The following is a 16,430-nucleotide window of genomic DNA, read 5'->3' on the forward strand; positions in this document are numbered from 1 at the left end:
CACTATTCCCGATACCAAAGGGCGAATGATTCTGCTTTTGCATCGAAGCCTTCGGTAAACATTCTTTTTCACCACTTATCTGTTGGAGTCAATCATGCAGAAACTGATGGTCGCAACTGGTTTATTTTTCGCGTCTGCAGTCGCCTGTGCTGGCGATGGAGCGCAATGGGACTATTCCGGAGCCAAGGGCCCCGGGCACTGGGGTGAACTCAGCCCGCAATTCACCGCGTGTTCCGAGGGGAGAAACCAGTCACCAATCAATCTCAGCAATTTCATCGAGTCCGACCTGAAGCCCATAGAGATTCACTACCAGGCGGGCGGGGACGAGATTCTCAACAATGGACACAGTGTTCAGGTGAACTATGCTCCCGGCAGTAAAATCTCTGTCGATGGACATGAGTTTACTCTCAAGCAGTATCACTTCCATTCCCCGAGCGAGAACCATATAAACGGCAAATCCTTCCCAATGGAAGCGCACCTGGTGCATGCCGATGGGAAGGGAAATCTCGCCGTTATCGCCGTGATGTTTGAGGAGGGTGAAGCAAACAAGGCCCTCGCCAAAGCTTGGGCCAAGATGCCCGAAAAGGCGGGTGACAGCCATGGCTTGCCTTCCAGCGTTGCGGCGGAAGATATTCTGCCTTCCTCACGGGATTACTACCGCTACAATGGCTCCCTCACCACGCCGCCCTGTTCTGAGGGGGTTGAATGGCTCGTCATGAAAGAGCCGGTGTCCGCCTCGAAAGCCCAGATAGAAAAGTTTGTACACGTAATGCACCATCCAAATAACCGCCCGATACAGATGGTGGGTGCGCGTCCGGTATTGCAGTAACCGGCCCGGTTTTTTCGTCGCAGGCGATCCCGGGACATTAAAAGTTGGCGGCGTGCTTCGACAATAAGAAGCGCGCCGCCAGCTTGTTTTCCGGAATCCGTCAGTCCAGCGGCGAGGCTGGTGGTTAAGTGCAGACAGCGAACCACTGCAGGTATTGCGCTGTGCGCGGCGTCGGTTACGAGCGGGGACCGGCCAGGTGAAATCGATCCGTATTTATTTGCTGGTCGCGCTGCTGTCCACCATCACCCTGGTCAATTTCGACTATGCGTCTCCAGACCTCGCACTGAGGCTGATTTTTAAGGACTTCAAACAGGCTCCAAGGTCCCCACTACCCCCATATCCGAAGCTTCACCTAGAAAACGCTCCCGGCGAGAGATTCACCCCCGCGTTAAGGATCACTTAATTTTACCCACCTAGACTGCCTTCTATCGAATCTCCCCACGAGTGTGTGCAATGGCATTGGAAGGCAGTCAATACCGCGAACCCCGGGACCCGGTCCGGCCGCCGGCGGCGGCTTCACACAGCTTTGAACTAACCACTGCCGGTGATGCCGGGCGCGCCGCGGTGGAGGCCTATATCGCGCAAAAGTTTGCCGCGACCTACGGCGCGCGCATCCACAGTTTCCTGCCGCAACTACTCTCGCTGCACAGGGGCGGCGTCATCGACGCGGCCCTCGGGCTGCGCCGCGCCGACAGCGGTGCCCTGTTCCTGGAACAGTACCTGGACCGGCCGGTGGAGCGGCAACTGGCCGCTGCCGCCGGGCGGCCGGTGGCACGCTCGGACATCGTCGAGATCGGCAACCTGGTTTCCACCTCCCGCGGCAGCAGCCAGATGCTGTTCCTGATGCTCGCCGAACTGTTCGCCGAAGCCCGGGTGAACTGGGCGATTTTTACCGCCACCCCGGAAGTGCATAAATTGCTGAGCAGGCTCACCGCCGACCAGATCGTTCTCTGTGTTGCCGACGGCGGACGCCTGGGTGCGCAGCTGCAAAACTGGGGCAGCTACTACGACACCTGTCCCGCGGTCACCGCGATCGATGTAACCGCCTCTCGCGAGATCCTGCTGCAGCGTCCGCTTGTTTGCGAACTGCTGCGCAACTGTGCGGCGCAGGCAAAACCTTTGGCCCGGATGTTTCTTGAGGGCAATAAATGCAACTGATCGATAGTCTGCGCCGCACTGCCGCACTGCACCCGGAGCGCCCCGCGCTGATGGGCGACAGCGTGAGCCTGACTTACGCCGGATTAATTCAGGCGGTGGATGCTACTGCGCAGCAATTGCGCGCGCGGGGCATCTCCACCCTCGGTCTCTACGCCGACAACGGCCCCAACTGGCTGTTGGTGGATCTGGCCTGCCAGGCCGCGGGCATCACCCTGGTGCCACTGCCGGGCTTTTTTTCCGCGCAGCAGCTGGCGCACACCCTACGGGCCAGTGGTATGCAGGCGCTGCTGACCGACGATTGCGAGCGCTTTACCGCGCTGGAGCAGGTGGGGGAGGCGCTGGCGGAGATCGCCGGCTTGGCGCTGATCGAGGTTGTGCAGGGGCAACTGCCGCAACTGCCGCCGCAGACCGCGAAAATCACTTTCACTTCCGGCTCCACCGGCACGCCGCGCGGTGTCTGCCTTTCCAATCAGACCCAGTTCACCACCGCGCGGGTGCTGCGCGACAGCCTGGCCGCACTGCGACCCGAGCGCCACCTGTGTGTGCTGCCGCTGGCCACGCTGCTGGAAAATGTCGCCGGCGCCTACGCCAGTTGGCTGATCGGCGGCAGCGTGATCGCCCCGGGGCTGGAGAGCCTCGGCCTGTCCGGCAGTTCGCAGTTGGATATCGCGCAGCTGTGCCGCTGCATCGATGAGCGGCAGCCGCACAGCCTGATCCTGCTGCCGCAGATGCTCAAGATGCTGGTGGAACAGAGTGAGCACAAGGGCTGGCGCCCGCCGCGCTCGCTGGTGTTTGCCGCCGTGGGCGGTGGCAAGGTATCGGCGGAACTCCCGCTGCGGGCTCGCGCGCTGGGGCTGCCGGTGTACGAGGGCTATGGCCTGTCCGAGTGCGGCTCGGTGGTGGCCCTGAACCTGCCCGCCGCCGACCGCCCCGGCAGCGCCGGGCGCCCGCTGCCGCACTGCGAGATCAAAGTGCGCGAGGGCGAAGTGCTGGTGCGCGGCCCGCGCTATCTCGGCTACCTGGACGACGCGGACGGCTGCGACGAGTGGCTGCCCACCGGCGACCTGGGGGAGCTGGACAGAGACGGCTACCTGCATATCACCGGGCGCAAAAAAAATATTCTGATCACTTCCTACGGCCGCAATATCTCCCCGGAGTGGATCGAGAGCGAAATACTGCTGACACCGCTGCTGATGCAGTGCGTGCTGCTCGGCGACGGCCGGCCTCACTGCAGCGCGTTGATTTTTCCCCGGCCGGGAACAGAGCGCGTGCATATTGAACAATGGCTGGAATCGGTCAACCGGCGCCTGCCGGATTACGCGCGCGTGCACCGCTGGGCGCCGCTGCCGGAGCCGCTGACCTTTGCCGGCGGCCTGCTCACCGCCAACGGCCGCCCGCGGCGCGATGCCATTGCCGGGCGCTATGCACAAGTCATCGAAAATCTTTATTCAGTTTAAGAGGTTACTGCCATGCAGTTTTTCGACCGGTTGCAACAGCAGACGGAAGCGGCGCGCCATTCGCTGGTGGAAATACCGCTGATTCAACGCGGCGCGCGCGGCGAACTGGGACTGGAGGAATATGTGGCCTTCCTCACCCAGGCCTACCACCACGTCAAGCACACGGTGCCGCTGCTGATGGCCTGCGGCAGCCGGCTGAATGAAAAGCAGGAGTGGCTGCGGGTCGCCATCGCCGAATACATCGAGGAGGAGACCGGCCACCAGGAGTGGATACTCAGCGATATCGCCGCCTGCGGCGCGGACGCGGAGGCGGTTCGCAACAGTGCGCCCAATCTCAGTACCGAACTGATGGTGGCCTACGCCTACGACACCATTGCACGGGGCAATCCGCTCGGTTTCTTCGGCATGGTCCACGTCCTCGAAGGTACCAGTATCCAGCTGGCGGACAGTGCCGCGGGGGCGATTCAGCGGTCCCTCGGCCTGCCGGACGCGGCGTTCAGCTACCTGCGCTCCCACGGCGCGCTGGATATCGGCCACGTGGAGTTCTTCAAGGGTTTGATGAACCGCATCGAAGCGGAGGAAGAGCGGCAGGTCATAGTGCACTGTGCGCGGGTGTTCTACCGGCTCTATGGCGATATCTTCCGCGAGCTGGACACAGTACCGCTGCCGGCGGAGGTGGCCTGAAATGGGCGGCATACCCGTGACGGTATTACTCACCGGCGCCAGCGGCGGCATCGGCTCGGCCATAGCGCGGGCGCTGGCCGAGGAGGGCCACCGGTTGATTCTGGTGGGCAGGAGCACCGGGCGGCTGCAGCAGTTGCGCGCGACACTCGCGAACAGCAACCGGCATATCGTGATAACCGCCAACCTGCTCGATGCCGCTCAGAGGGGCGCCCTGGTATCCGCCTGCGCGGCGCTGCCCGGTGGCGTGGATGTGCTGATCAATGGTGCCGGGGTCTCCACCTTCGCCGAGCTCGGCGATATTGGCGATACGGAACTGGGCGCCATGCTGCACACCAACCTGCTCGTGCCCATCGCCCTCACCCGCAACCTGCTGCCGTTGCTGCGCAACAGCGAAAACCCTGCAGTGATCAATATCGGCTCCGCCTTCGGGCATATCGGCCACCCGGGGTTCAGTGTCTACAGCGCCAGCAAATTCGGCCTGCACGGTTTTACCGAGGCGCTGCGTCGCGAGCTGAGCGACAGCTGCATCGCAGTGCACTACCTGGCGCCGCGTGCGGTGGACACCGAACTCAATACCGAGGCGGTCAACAGCCTCAACCGGGCGCTGGGCAACAAGTCCGACCCGCCGGAGATGGTGGCGCGGCAGGTGCTGAATCTGCTCGGAGAGCGACGCAGCGCCCGGCGCTTTATCGGCTGGCCGGAGCGTTTTTTCATCAAGCTGAATGCGCTCTTCCCCTCCCTGGTGGATGGGGCACTGGGCAAGAAGGTGCCCTTGATCCGCCGCTATGCCAAGCAAAACTGGGCCAGACAAAACTGCACATCAGGAGAAACCTCATGAAATTTCCCCGCACACTGAAAACCTTCTCCATGGCCCTGGCCCTGGTGGTTTCCCCGGCGCTCTGGGCCGGTCCCGCCGAGGAGACGGTTGCCGAACTGCAAAAAGCCTGGGCACAGGTCAAGTATCAGACTCCGGAGAAACAGCAGGAAGCCGCATTCGCAAAGCTTGCCGAGCAGGCGGATGCGGCCACCACAAAATTTGCCGATAGCGCTCCGGTGTGGGTGTGGAGCGGCATCATCCGCGCCTCCTACGCGGGCGCCAAGGGCGGGCTGGGCGCGCTGTCCGCGGTCAAGGCGGCAAAGGCCGACCTGGAACGGGCCGTCACCATAGACGGCAGTGCACTGGACGGCGCCGCCTACACCAGCCTCGGCTCCCTCTACTACCAGGTCCCCGGCTGGCCTTTGGGGTTCGGTGATGCTAAAAAAGCGGATGAATATCTGCGCAAGGGGCTGGAGTACGGCAGTGCGGATATAGATGCCAACTACTTTTATGCCGACTATCTTTACCACCAGAAGGACTACGACCGGGCGCTGGATTACCTGCAAAAGGCCCTGGCCGCACCTGCCGATCCGCAGCGACCGGTGGCGGACAAGGGGCGGCGCGAGGAAATCCGGACCTTGATGATCGAGGTCGAGAAAAAAATGCGATAGCCAATGCGGATACTGCTGATAGAGGACGACCAGTCGCTGGCCGATGGCATCGCCACCGCGCTGAGGCATTCCGGCTACGCCGTGGACCACACGGACAGTGGCCGCCAGGGTATCGCACTGGCGCGGGCCGCGCGGCCGGACGCGATTATCCTGGACCTGGGCCTGCCGGATATGGACGGTGTCGAGGTGCTGAAGGCGCTGCGCAACAAATCCGTCGATTCCTCGGTGCTGATCCTTACCGCGCGCGATGACCTGCCGTCGAAAATCCGCGGCCTGGACGCGGGCGCCGACGACTACCTGACCAAGCCCTTTGCCGTGGACGAGTTGCTGGCGCGGCTGCGCGCGCTGGAGCGCCGCGCCGGCCTGGGGCTCAGCGCGGAAATCCGACTGGGCGATGTCACCATCGATCTCGCCAGCCACCGGGTAACCAGGAATAGCGAAGTGATCAATCTCTCGCGCCGGGAATTCACCCTGCTGCGCGCGCTGGCGGAGCGCCCCGGGCATATCCTCAGCCGCGAACAGTTGGAGGACAAGCTCTACAGCTGGGGGGAAGAGATTTCCAGCAACGCTGTGGATGTACATATTCACAACCTGCGCAAGAAACTCTATCCGGAATTTATTCTGACCATTCGCGGTGTCGGTTACAAGTTGGGACCAAAGGCAGGGCCCTGAGTGAAATCCATCCGCATCTACCTGGTGGTTGCGCTGCTGTCCACCATCACCCTGGTCAACTTCGTCTCCGCTCTGCACGGCTATCGCGCAAGTATGGCGGAGGCACAGCAGCTGTTCGACCGCCAGCTGGCCGATACTGCCAGCCTGCTGTCAGCGATGCCCGCGTCCGCGGACAGGCCGAAGGTGGTGGAGCGGACCGGGCACCTGGCTTTCCAGGTCTGGTCGCCCGGAGGAAGGCTGTTGATGCGCTCTGCCAATGCGCCCCCTCAGCCGATCAACGCCCTGGAAGAGGGCTTTGAGAATGTCAATTTTTCCGGCCAGCGCTGGCGGGTATACAGCCACTTCTCCAGCGAGCGCAATTACTGGACCCAGGTGGCCGAGCCGGTAGGTCTGCACTTCCATCTGGCGGACAAGGTGGTGCTGGAATCGGTGATTCCCATTCTGCTGGGGCTGCCGGTCGCCGGTCTGTTGATCTGGTTCGTGGTGGGGCACGGCCTGAAGAGCCTGCACCTGCTGGCGGACGCGCTGCGCCAGAAGCGCGCCGACGACCTGAGTCCGCTGCCACTGGAGAATGCGCCGGAAGAACTGCTGCCGGTGGTGCAGTCCACGAATGCGCTGCTGGCGCGACTGCAGGCGTCGTTCGAGCGCGAGCGGCGTTTCTCCGCCGATGCCGCCCACGAGCTGCGCACACCCATCAGCGCAATCAAGGTACACACGCACAACCTGGAGCGGGAATTGAGCCAGTACCGGCTGCCGCAGTCCCCGCTTTCGCTGGCGAAGCTGCAGCGGAGCGTCGAGCGCATGGCGCACCTGGTGGAGCAGATACTGAATCTCTATCGCACCACGCCGGACCACTATCCGGCGAAGTTCGAGCCGCTGGACCTGCACGAGCTGGCGCGCGAGGTCATTGCCGAGCAGCACGCGGATTTTGCCGGCCGGGGCCAGGCGATCGAACTGACCGGCGGGGCCGCGCCACTCGAGGCGGACCGCTTCGCACTCACCATTTTGTTGAAGAACCTGTTGAACAACGCCAACAAGTACACGCCGGAAAACGGCCGTGTGGAAGTGAATACCAGGGTGGATGGCGATCGCGTAGTGTTGCGTGTGGACGACACCGGCCCCGGCATTGCCGAAGAGGAATACGGGCGCGTGTTCGAGCGCTTCTACCGGGTGGGCGGCGACCGCCACCCGGTCCCGGTTGGCGGCAGCGGCCTGGGTTTGTCGATAGTGCAGCATATTGCCCGCTTGCACCATGCGGAAATCCAGCTGGATAAATCAAAATTTGGCCGCGGCCTGTCGATTCAGGTTCGCCTGCCGGCGTCGCCCGGCTACCTTTCCCCGAAGGGAGATTCCAGTGACTGATCATCGATGCCGCGGAGTGGTGCGATTATTGGCCGTGGCCGCGCTGGCACTGTTGCCGCTGGCGGCACAGGCGGGGCGCCCGGTGTTTGAGATCGAAATACGCGGCCACCTGTTTCACCCCTCGGAATTGGTGGTGCCCGCAAATACCAAGGTGAAACTGATCGTCTACAACCGCGATCCCACTCCGGAAGAATTCGAGAGCTACGAACTCAACCGGGAAAAAGTCATCATGGGCGGCCAGCGGGCGATAGTCTTTATCGGCCCCCTGGCGCCGGGAGAATACCCGTTTTTCGGGGAATTCAATCCCAAGACGGCGCAGGGAAAAATCATCGCGCAATGAACAGGCGGAGTCAGATATGCTGTTGACCAGCGTGATTATCATTTTGCGCGAAGTGCTGGAGGCGGCGCTGCTGCTCAGCATACTGCTGGCGATGAGCCACTTCCTGCATTTGCGCCTGCGGTGGTTCTACGCCGCGCTCGCGGCGGGAGTCGCCGGATCGGTGGTCTACGGCGTGCAGCTGGCGGCCATTTCCGACGCGTTTGACGGGGTGGGCCAGGAGCTGCTTAACGCCGCATTGCAGATTGCCATCTACCTCCTGTTGCTCGTCATCGCGTCGCTGCTGGTGGTCAACTACTATACCGCCAACTACTATGCCGGCGAGCGCCACCGCGGAATACTGTCCGCCGCAATGACGGCGGCGGTTGCGATGGCGGTACTGCGCGAGGGGTCGGAAATTTTTATCTACCTGTCGGCTTTCCGCTACAGTCCGCAACCCTGGTCCGGTGTGCTGGCCGGTTCTCTGTTGGGTGCAGGGATCGGTTTCAGTGTCGGCGCGCTGTTTTACTACCTGCTGGTCGGCCTGCCACGTCGGCGTGCGCTGCTCGTCACCTGTGTGCTGCTCACCCTGGTGGCGGGCGGTATGGTTCTGCAGGCGACACAACTGTTGATCCAGGCAGACTGGCTGCCGGCGCAGGTACCGCTTTGGGACAGTTCCGCATTGGTGGCGGAGGGCTCGCTGGCCGGACAGATGATGTATGCACTGGTGGGCTACGAGGCCACACCCACTTCGTTGCAGGTGATTCTTTATACCGCCAGCGTTGCCGCAATGGCGCTGTTGCTGTTGTTAACCCGGTACCACCAGAAAAAAATCAGGACTGCCCGCGATGTATCCCAAGCTCGATGAAAGCGTTTTGAATTGCCGGTCCGCTGCCGCACTGCTGTTGCTCGGCTACACTCCCTTCGCCCTAGCCGACGGTGTGGTGGTGGACAAGGTGTACGATCCCTATGTACAGCCGCTGGAAACCGAGATCGAGTGGCGTGCCGTCGCCCTGCGCGACGACGAGGACGAATCACTGGATTCCCTGCAGCTCCACCGCCTGGGACTGGGCCGCAGCTTTTCCGATCGCTGGTTCGGGGAAGTCTATCTGATCGGCGAGCGGAATGAGGACGAGAGTTTTCGTCTGCAAGGGGTCGAGCTGGAGGCCAAGTGGCAGCTGACCGAGCAGGGGGAATACGCCGCGGACTGGGGCCTGCTGTTCGAACTGGAAAAGGAGCGCGACGGGGACGAGTGGGAGGCGGCGACGACCCTGCTTGTCGCCAGGGAGTGGGGGCGCTGGGTGGGCACCGCCAACCTGGCCGCCATCTATGAATGGGGGGACGATATCGACAATGAACTGGAGTCCCAGCTGCGCATGCAGGCCCGCTATCGCCTTTCCGAAGCCTTTGAACCCGCGGTGGAACTCTATGCCGGCCAGGACACACTGGGCATAGGTCCGGTGGCCCGGGGCCTGCAGCGATTGAGCGGCGCACGCCAGTTCTACTGGGAACTGGGGCTGATCCTGGGGGTTACCGACGAGAGCCCGGACCAGACACTGCGCCTGTTGGTCGAATACGAGTTTTACTGACGCGAGTGTTCGGGGGGGCGTTTCCCCTAATCTTATTTTCCTTATTTGTAGGAGCGGCCCATGGCCGCGATCAATCTGTGTTATTGGCAAAAGTCGCTGATTCACGCCATCCATGGCGCACACCCGCTTCGCGGCCATGGGCCCTCGACTTCGTCATGCCGGCGCAGGCCGGCATCCAGAGCTGGATCGCGGCCTGCGCCGCAATGACGATATGGGCTCGATTAATTTATGCGAAAAATATGGCTGGCGTAGGGCTGCAATTGCAGAGTGATTTTCCCCGTCTTGTTACCGGCCACCGGCGTTGCCTGCGCCGTTGAGTCCAACTGGTCCACCAACGTGTGGCTGCCGTCTTTCAATTGCCACTGGCGTAACAGCTCTCCCGGCAATTTCAGATCCAGCTCTCGGGCTGCTCCATCGAAATTAGCAATTACCAGCAGTCGTTCGCTGTCGTTCCAGCGTGCGAAGGCGAACAGCCTGTCGTCGTAGCCGGGGTTGTGTTTGCGGTTGTAGCTGTGGATCTCCATATAGCCGCCGCGCAGCGCTTCGCTGTGGGCGGAGAAGTTCAGCAGCCGCTGGTAGAAATTCCGCAGCTCCAGTTCCTCGCCGGTCGACTGTCCTTCGAGCCAGCGACGCACGCTGGGTACTGACCAGTAGTCGAAAATGGTGGTGCGGCTGGCCTTGCCGAAACCGGCGTCTTCAAGCGCCGGTTCGCCCAGCTCCTGGCCGAAATACACCAGGGTGGGGGCAGCGGAAATGGTGGCGGAGACCAGCATCGCCGGCTTGCCCGCTTTCGCATTGCCGGCGAACTGCGGGCTGGCGATGCGCTGCTCGTCGTGGTTCTCCATAAAGTGCAGCATATGGGGGGCTATATCCAGCAGGCCGGCCTGGGTTTCCACCAGTTTGTCTGTGCTGCCTTTGCCCTCCATCACCGCGCGGATCGCGTCGTAGCTGCCCACCTTGTCGTAGAGATAATCCATTTTGCCCAGTTGGATAAAGTCCCGGTAGAGTTCCGGCTGGTAGATCTCCGCCAGCAGCAGGGCGTCCGGCCGGCGCTGTTTGATGGAGGCGTTCAGGTAGCTCCAGAATTCCACTGGCACCAGTTCCGCCACATCGTAGCGGAAGCCATCCACGCCGAAGTCCAGCCAGTAGTGGGCGATATCGCGGAATTTTTTCCAGGAGTCGGGGACCTCCTTGTCCGCCCAGAATTCCGCGTGATCGCGGTAGCCGCGGCCGGAAAAACCTTTCGGCAGCTGCGGGAAGTCCTCGCTGCCGTCCGGGCGCACGCCGTAGTTGATCTTGACCGTCTCGTACCAGTCGTCCTGCTGCGGCTGGGCCGTGCGCGCGCCGTTGCCGGTCCACTTGGCGGGGCGTTCGGGAAATTTCCCATCCGCCAGCGGATGGGCTTCTCCGCCCAGGGGACGGTAGCCGTCCCTTGCCTCCGGCACCTTGAAATTCTCGCCGGTCACATAATAGAAATTGTTGTCCCGCGCATAGGCGACCGAGGTATCGTCGTCGGCACCGAAGTTGCGCACGCCCTCGGGTTTGTGCTGCGATTGGTAGCCCCGAGCCACATGGTTGGGGACAATATCGATTATGACTTTCAGGCTCTGGTCGTGGCTGCGTTCCACTAGAGTGCGGAATTCCTCCAGCCGCTTCGCGGGATCTTCCGCCAGGTCCGGATTTACACTGTAGTAATCCTTGACCGCATAGGGCGAACCGGCGCGGCCCTTGACCACGTCCGGGTCGTCGCCGGTGATGCCGTATTCGCTGTAGTCGCCGATCAGCGCGTGGTGCAGTACACCGGTATACCAGATATGGGTGGCGCCCAGCTCGCGGATATCCGCCAGTACCTCCGGGGTAAAGTCGTTGAACTTGCCCACGCCGTTTTCCGCGATGGTGCCCCAGGGTTTGTTGGTGGGATTGGTGTTGCCGAACAGGCGCGGGAGGACCTGGTAGATTACCGGTTTTTCCACAATCCCGGGACCGCGGAGTTCTTTACCTTTGGCTGAAGGCTCCAGCTCCGCATTGTCTGTTGCGGAGCTGGAGCTCCGCGGTCCCGGGGGAGGCGTTTCGGCGGTCTTCTCAGTACAAGCCATGGTTGCAATGAGCAGGATTGCGGCAAACAGGGATTGGAATTTCTTCATCGGTTCGTGTGCCCTTTGATCTTTCTGTCGATGTAGGAGCCTGCAAGCAGGCTCCTACAGGGAGAATTCTGTAGGATGGGCAAAGGAGCGCAGCGACGTGCCCATCAAATCGACGCTGTCTGATGGGCACGCTGCGCTATGCCCATCCTACGATCCGTTCTTAATGGTTAGGTTGAACGGCTGCTTGCCCCAGGTGAATTTCACCAGCAGCTGCTGATTGCGCTTGTCGTACCAGGCACCCCGATCAGCGCGGGAAAAGTCTTTTTCCCTTTGGTGCAGCTCGATTGCCTGTCCAGCCGCTTTCACGGCAGAGGGTGATCGATTCCAGTTGTGAATCTTCAGGGTTATGTCCCGCACTTCCGGCATGCCCTTGTATCCGTCGCCGCTGAGTTCGAATCGGAAATCGATACCCGTTTCGTCCTGGGCGGCGCTGAACAGCAGTTTCTCGAATTCGCCGCGCTCAAATGCGCCCGCAGTCTCGCCGTCGTCCTCATAGATAGTGCCATCGGACTGCGCGACGGATTCGTGGGCGTAGTAGTCCAGGGTCAGCTGCCTGCTGGAATAGTCGCGGGTGGTGGCGATATCGCCGATGGTGGGGATAAAGGCTCCAGCGCGCACCAGTACCGGAATGGTCTCCAGGTCAACCTTCACCTGTGCGCTATCGCCGCTGTACTGCTGATCACTCCAGTAATCGAACCAGACACCGCCGGGCAATTTGACGGTGACCTCGTCGACACCGGCTTCGGTCACAGGCGCCACCAGGAAATCGCTGCCCCACAGGTAGGCGTCCTTGTAATCGATCAGATCAGTATCACCTTCGTTCTCGAAAAATAGCGGGCGCATCAGCGGCAAGCCGCTGCGGCTGTTCTCGAACGCCAGGGTGTAGTTGTAGGGGAGCAGGCGGTAGCGCAGCTTGACGTATTCGCGCAGGATATTTCTGGTCTTGCGGTCGTGGAACACCGGCTCCGGGGCGATTTTTTCCTGGGCGTGGGGACGGTACACCGGCTGGAAGACACCGTACTGCAGCCAGCGGATATAGAGTTCGCGGTCGAACTTCTCGCCGCCGGCAAAGCCGCCCAGGTCGGAATGGGTGTAGCCGAATCCCAGCAGGCTCATGGAGAGCGAGAGCTCCACCTGCGGCTGCAGGCCGCCCCAGGAGCGGCTGACGTCGCCGGTCCAGGGAATCATCCCGTAGCGCTGGGAGCCGGCGAAACCGGAGCGCATCATGATAAAGGGGCGCCGCTGCGGATACTGCGCCGTCTGTTTTTCATGGAGAAGCTGCGCCCAGCGATGGTCGTAGGCGTTGTGCACCTCGTCGGCCATACCGATGGCGTGCACTGTGTCGGAGGGGTGCACTTCCGGCTCGCCCAGGTCGCCCCACCAGCCGGCCACGCCCTGTTGCAACAGGCCGTCGTAAATATTCCAGAACCAGTCGCGGCCATCTTCGGAAAACACGTCCACCAGGCCGGTGTTGCCGAAGAAGAAGTCGAAGCGTTTGGGAGCGCCGGCGAGGTTTTTTGCCAGGGCGTTATTGGCCACCGCCTCCTCCCAGCGCTCGGAGCTGGAGAGAATAAACGGCTCGGTGACCAGGATGGTGTTGATGCCGCGCTGCTTGAGGTCGGCCATCATTTTTTCCGGGTCGGGGAAAGCGCTTCTGTCCCAGGCCAGGTTGCCCATATGCCCCTCGACATCGGCGCCGAACCAGTAGAGGTCGAGGACCACCGCGTCCAACGGGAAGTCCTCCCCGGCGAATTTGTCCACGGTTTCGCGCACTTCGGCTTCCGTGTGATAGCCGAAGCGGGAGGCGAAGTTGCCCAGCGCCCAGCGCGGCGGCAGCGGCTGGCGGCCGGTGACATCGACGTAGTTTTCGATCAGCCGGGGGTAGCTTCTGCCCGCGACGATGACGTAGGCGGTGCGGCCGCCCACGGCCTCGAACTGCAGCACGTCTTTCTCTGAGGCGCCCAGATCCAGGTTGCCCGTGGCGGAGTTGTCGAACAGTAGTATGTATTTGTTACTGGACATAACCGCCGGCAGGGAGAAATACATCTGGTCCGACTCGGTGGTGTAGCCGTAGTGGGCTTTGTTGTAGAGAGGGAAGCGCTGGCCGCGGCGGTCCATGCCCAGAATCCGCTCGCCGCCGCCGAGCAGTTTTTCCCCGGGGCTGAGGGCAAAGCGGAAACCGCGCATGGTTTCGTTGGCGAAAAAACCGATCTCCTCGCCGATCAGCGGCTCGCTGCCGCGCAGGTATTCGATGCGGAACGGCGATTTGTGGATCAGAGCGGTAATTCCGGGCAGGCTGTATGCCAGCTTTTCCTCTCCTTCGATCAGCTCCGCGGCGGCGGTATGCTTTTGGCTGCTGTCGATGGCAAAGGACGGCAGCTGTTTGAGGCCGTCGCGCCGGTAGTGCACTTCCATGGCCGCATCGCTCAGCGGGGTCAGGGTAACGCTGCCGACGTTGGTATAGATGGTAAGACTGGTATTACTCTGTGAGTGTTTCCGGTATTCACGCGCCTCGCTGGCATCGGCCAGGTTGAAGTACAGCAGGAAGATCAGTGCACAGCAGCGCAGTAGTAAATTGCGGTTCTTCATTGCCCTTTTTAAACCTTTAATTGTAGGGTGCGCCGTGCGCACCAAATGCAGCCGGGATCAAACTCCGATGGTGCGCACGGCGCACCCTACGACGACTGTTTTAATTCAATTCTAATTCGTAGGATGGGCAAAGGAGCGCAGCGACGTGCCCATCACTCGGCGTCGGTGATGGGCACGCTGCGCTTTGCCCATCCTACAAAATACGAGTTCAATTCAGGTTCAGCACCAGCACGTCGCGAGCGGGAATCGTCAAATTTTTAAGGGAATAACGATGGCCGTTGACCACATCGGTGCCCCGGGTCTCGTCTCCGATCAACTCGCCAAAGCGCCCCATCTCCAGCTGCTGCGGCTCGTCGGATTTGTTAAAGGCCACCATGATCTTGTCTTTGTCGTCATAGCGAAAATACACATAGGTGCCGTTTTGCGGCGCGAAGTGTTTCAGCTTGCCGCTGTGGATGGCCGGGGTCTGTTTGCGCCAGGTAAACAGCTTGCGAACAATGTCCTGTGTCGCTTTTTGCTGTTTGCCCAGCCCTTTGCCGGTAAAGCCATTGCCGGGATCACCGGCCCAGCCGCCGGGAAAGTCGCTGCGCACTATGCCGTCATTCCGCTCCTTGGGGCTCTGCATCAGCACTTCGTCGCCGTAGAAAAACTGCGGTATGCCGCGCATGGTGGCGAGATAGACGACGGCCATTTTATGCAGGGCCAAGTCCCCGTTGAGCTGGCTGAACAGGCGGCTGGTGTCGTGGTTGCCGCCGAAGATCACCAGGCGCTCCGGGTTGGGATAGACAAAGTCGTTGGCGAGGGCCTCGTAGAGAGAAATCAGGCCGCTGTCCCAGCCGTCCGCCTGCGCCAGTCCTTCGCGCAACGCGTAGTACAGAGGGAAGTCCATCATGCTCTTCAGACGTCCACCGCGGACCGCGCTCTCTTCGCCCCGTTGCCAGTGGGCAACCAGCGCCGCGTTACGGGTCCACTCCTCGCCGACGATATTGAAATCCGGGTATTCCTTGTGGATTCGTTGCGCCCACTGCTGCAGGAAATCGGGGTCGGAATAGGCGTAGGTGTCGGCGCGGATGCCGCTCAAACCTGCGTACTCTATCCACCAGAGGCTGTTCTGGATCAGGTAATTGGCCAGCAGCGGATTGCGCTGGTTTAAGTCCGGCATGGAGTCGACGAACCAGCCATCCACAAAGCCCTTTTTGTCCATATCGCTGGCATAGGGGTCGATATGGGTGATGCGGCTGTGGTTGGTGATCTCGTACTCACCTTTTGCCGTGCCGCTGCCGTTCAGCCAGTCCCGGGACGGCAGGTCCCCCATCCACCAGTGGCCGCTGCCGATATGGTTCAGCACCACGTCCTGGATAACCCCCAGGCCCCGCGCATCCGCGGCGGCGACAAATTCGCGGAATTCCTCGTTACTGCCGAAGCGGGGATCGATCCTGTAGTGATCGGTGGCGGAGTAGCCGTGGTAGGAATATTCGGGCTGGTCGTTCTCCACCAGCGGATTGGGCCAGATCCGGGTAAAGCCCATGTCCGCTATGTAATCCAGGTGCTCGCGCATACCGGCGATATCACCGCCGTGGCGGCCGCCCGGATGCCTGCGGTCCGGGCCCTCGAGGGTGTCCGGGGTGCTGTCGTTGGCCGGGTCGCCGTTGGCGAAGCGGTCCGGGGTGATCAGGTAGATGGCGTCGGAGGAATCGAAGCCGCGGCGCTGGGCGGAGCCGGGGGCGCGCTGTTGCAGTTGGTACTGGATTATCGCCTTGGTCTCGCCCCCGTCTCGCAGGGCGATTTCCACTGTGCCCGGCCGGGCCTCAGGCGATAACTGCAGGTCGAGGAACAGGTAGTTGGGGTTTTCTGTGCGCTCGCTGCCGAGCAGGGTCACGCCGGGATAGTCCAGCCGCGCCTCCAGGCCGGCGATATCCCGCCCGTGGACCATCAGTTGCAGGTCCGGCACCGCCATGCCGGTCCACCAGTTGGGCGGCTCGACCCTTTCAACGGCTCGCTCCACTGCGGGATCGGCTGCGGCGGGTGAAGCGCAAACGAACGCGGCGGTTATTAACACAGACAGTGCTGACAGGCGTTTCATAACGGGCTCCTTATCTACTTATTCGCAATGCCCCGATCCTCATTCTGCAATCTTTCATT

The 16,430-nt window shown here is 61.7% G+C and carries 14 protein-coding genes; 11 read left to right on the forward strand and 3 right to left on the reverse strand.

Translation table 11 applies throughout. The annotated features are described in order from the left end of the window. Positions 1-94 precede the first annotated feature (94 nt). The 11 genes from PP263_RS19295 (at position 95) to PP263_RS19345 (ending at position 9,555) form a co-directional block, all read left to right on the forward strand. Positions 95-829 (forward strand): carbonic anhydrase family protein, encoded by a 735-nt coding sequence (locus tag PP263_RS19295; RefSeq protein WP_308365593.1) that lies wholly within the window; start codon positions 95-97, stop codon positions 827-829. A gap of 453 nt (positions 830-1,282) precedes the next feature. Then, complete coding sequence (locus PP263_RS19300; RefSeq protein ID WP_308365595.1) at positions 1,283-1,987, forward strand: thermostable hemolysin; 705 nt, start codon at positions 1,283-1,285, stop codon at positions 1,985-1,987. Beyond that, the gene (locus PP263_RS19305; protein ID WP_308365596.1) at positions 1,978-3,444 is read left to right on the forward strand and encodes an AMP-binding protein; all 1,467 of its coding nucleotides are present in this window, start codon (positions 1,978-1,980) and stop codon (positions 3,442-3,444) included. Before PP263_RS19300 ends, PP263_RS19305 begins: the two co-directional genes overlap by 10 nt. 12 nt (positions 3,445-3,456) lie before the next feature. Further along, positions 3,457-4,128, forward strand: a complete 672-nt coding sequence (locus PP263_RS19310; RefSeq protein ID WP_308365597.1) for an iron-containing redox enzyme family protein — start codon at positions 3,457-3,459, stop codon at positions 4,126-4,128. A 1-nt stretch (position 4,129) separates the two neighbouring features. Beyond that, positions 4,130-4,966, forward strand: a complete 837-nt coding sequence (locus tag PP263_RS19315) for an SDR family oxidoreductase (RefSeq protein ID WP_308365599.1) — start codon at positions 4,130-4,132, stop codon at positions 4,964-4,966. Next, positions 4,963-5,616: a hypothetical protein gene (locus PP263_RS19320; protein ID WP_308365601.1), complete on the forward strand. Its 654-nt coding sequence runs from the start codon at positions 4,963-4,965 to the stop codon at positions 5,614-5,616. The genes PP263_RS19315 and PP263_RS19320 overlap by 4 nt, the downstream gene beginning before the upstream one ends. 3 nt (positions 5,617-5,619) lie before the next feature. Beyond that, positions 5,620-6,288 carry a response regulator transcription factor gene (locus PP263_RS19325; protein ID WP_308365603.1) on the forward strand — a complete coding sequence of 223 codons (669 nt, stop codon included), beginning with the start codon at positions 5,620-5,622 and terminating at the stop codon, positions 6,286-6,288. Next, complete coding sequence (locus PP263_RS19330; RefSeq protein ID WP_308365604.1) at positions 6,289-7,650, forward strand: ATP-binding protein; 1,362 nt, start codon at positions 6,289-6,291, stop codon at positions 7,648-7,650. A 28-nt stretch (positions 7,651-7,678) separates the two neighbouring features. Next, positions 7,679-7,990 carry a cupredoxin domain-containing protein gene (locus PP263_RS19335; RefSeq protein ID WP_374693728.1) on the forward strand — a complete coding sequence of 104 codons (312 nt, stop codon included), beginning with the start codon at positions 7,679-7,681 and terminating at the stop codon, positions 7,988-7,990. A gap of 16 nt (positions 7,991-8,006) precedes the next feature. Beyond that, positions 8,007-8,834: an FTR1 family protein gene (locus tag PP263_RS19340; protein ID WP_308365607.1), complete on the forward strand. Its 828-nt coding sequence runs from the start codon at positions 8,007-8,009 to the stop codon at positions 8,832-8,834. Beyond that, positions 8,815-9,555 carry a hypothetical protein gene (locus tag PP263_RS19345; protein ID WP_308365609.1) on the forward strand — a complete coding sequence of 247 codons (741 nt, stop codon included), beginning with the start codon at positions 8,815-8,817 and terminating at the stop codon, positions 9,553-9,555. The genes PP263_RS19340 and PP263_RS19345 overlap by 20 nt, the downstream gene beginning before the upstream one ends. Positions 9,556-9,776: 221 nt before the next feature. Here PP263_RS19345 and PP263_RS19350 read toward each other — a convergent pair whose 3' ends face one another. From PP263_RS19350 to PP263_RS19360, 3 genes are all read right to left on the reverse strand, one after another. After that, positions 9,777-11,699 (reverse strand): alpha-amylase family glycosyl hydrolase, encoded by a 1,923-nt coding sequence (locus tag PP263_RS19350; RefSeq protein ID WP_308365611.1) that lies wholly within the window; start codon positions 11,697-11,699, stop codon positions 9,777-9,779. Between the two features lie 147 nt (positions 11,700-11,846). Further along, positions 11,847-14,288 (reverse strand): TIM-barrel domain-containing protein, encoded by a 2,442-nt coding sequence (locus PP263_RS19355; RefSeq protein WP_308365613.1) that lies wholly within the window; start codon positions 14,286-14,288, stop codon positions 11,847-11,849. Positions 14,289-14,496: 208 nt separating this feature from the next. Continuing rightward, entirely contained in the window at positions 14,497-16,371 is a 1,875-nt protein-coding gene (locus PP263_RS19360) for a glycoside hydrolase family 13 protein (RefSeq protein ID WP_308365615.1), read from the reverse strand. Positions 16,372-16,430: the final 59 nt, after the last annotated feature.

The organism is Microbulbifer sp. TB1203 (assembly GCF_030997045.1).
In the GTDB taxonomy this organism is placed as follows: domain Bacteria; phylum Pseudomonadota; class Gammaproteobacteria; order Pseudomonadales; family Cellvibrionaceae; genus Microbulbifer.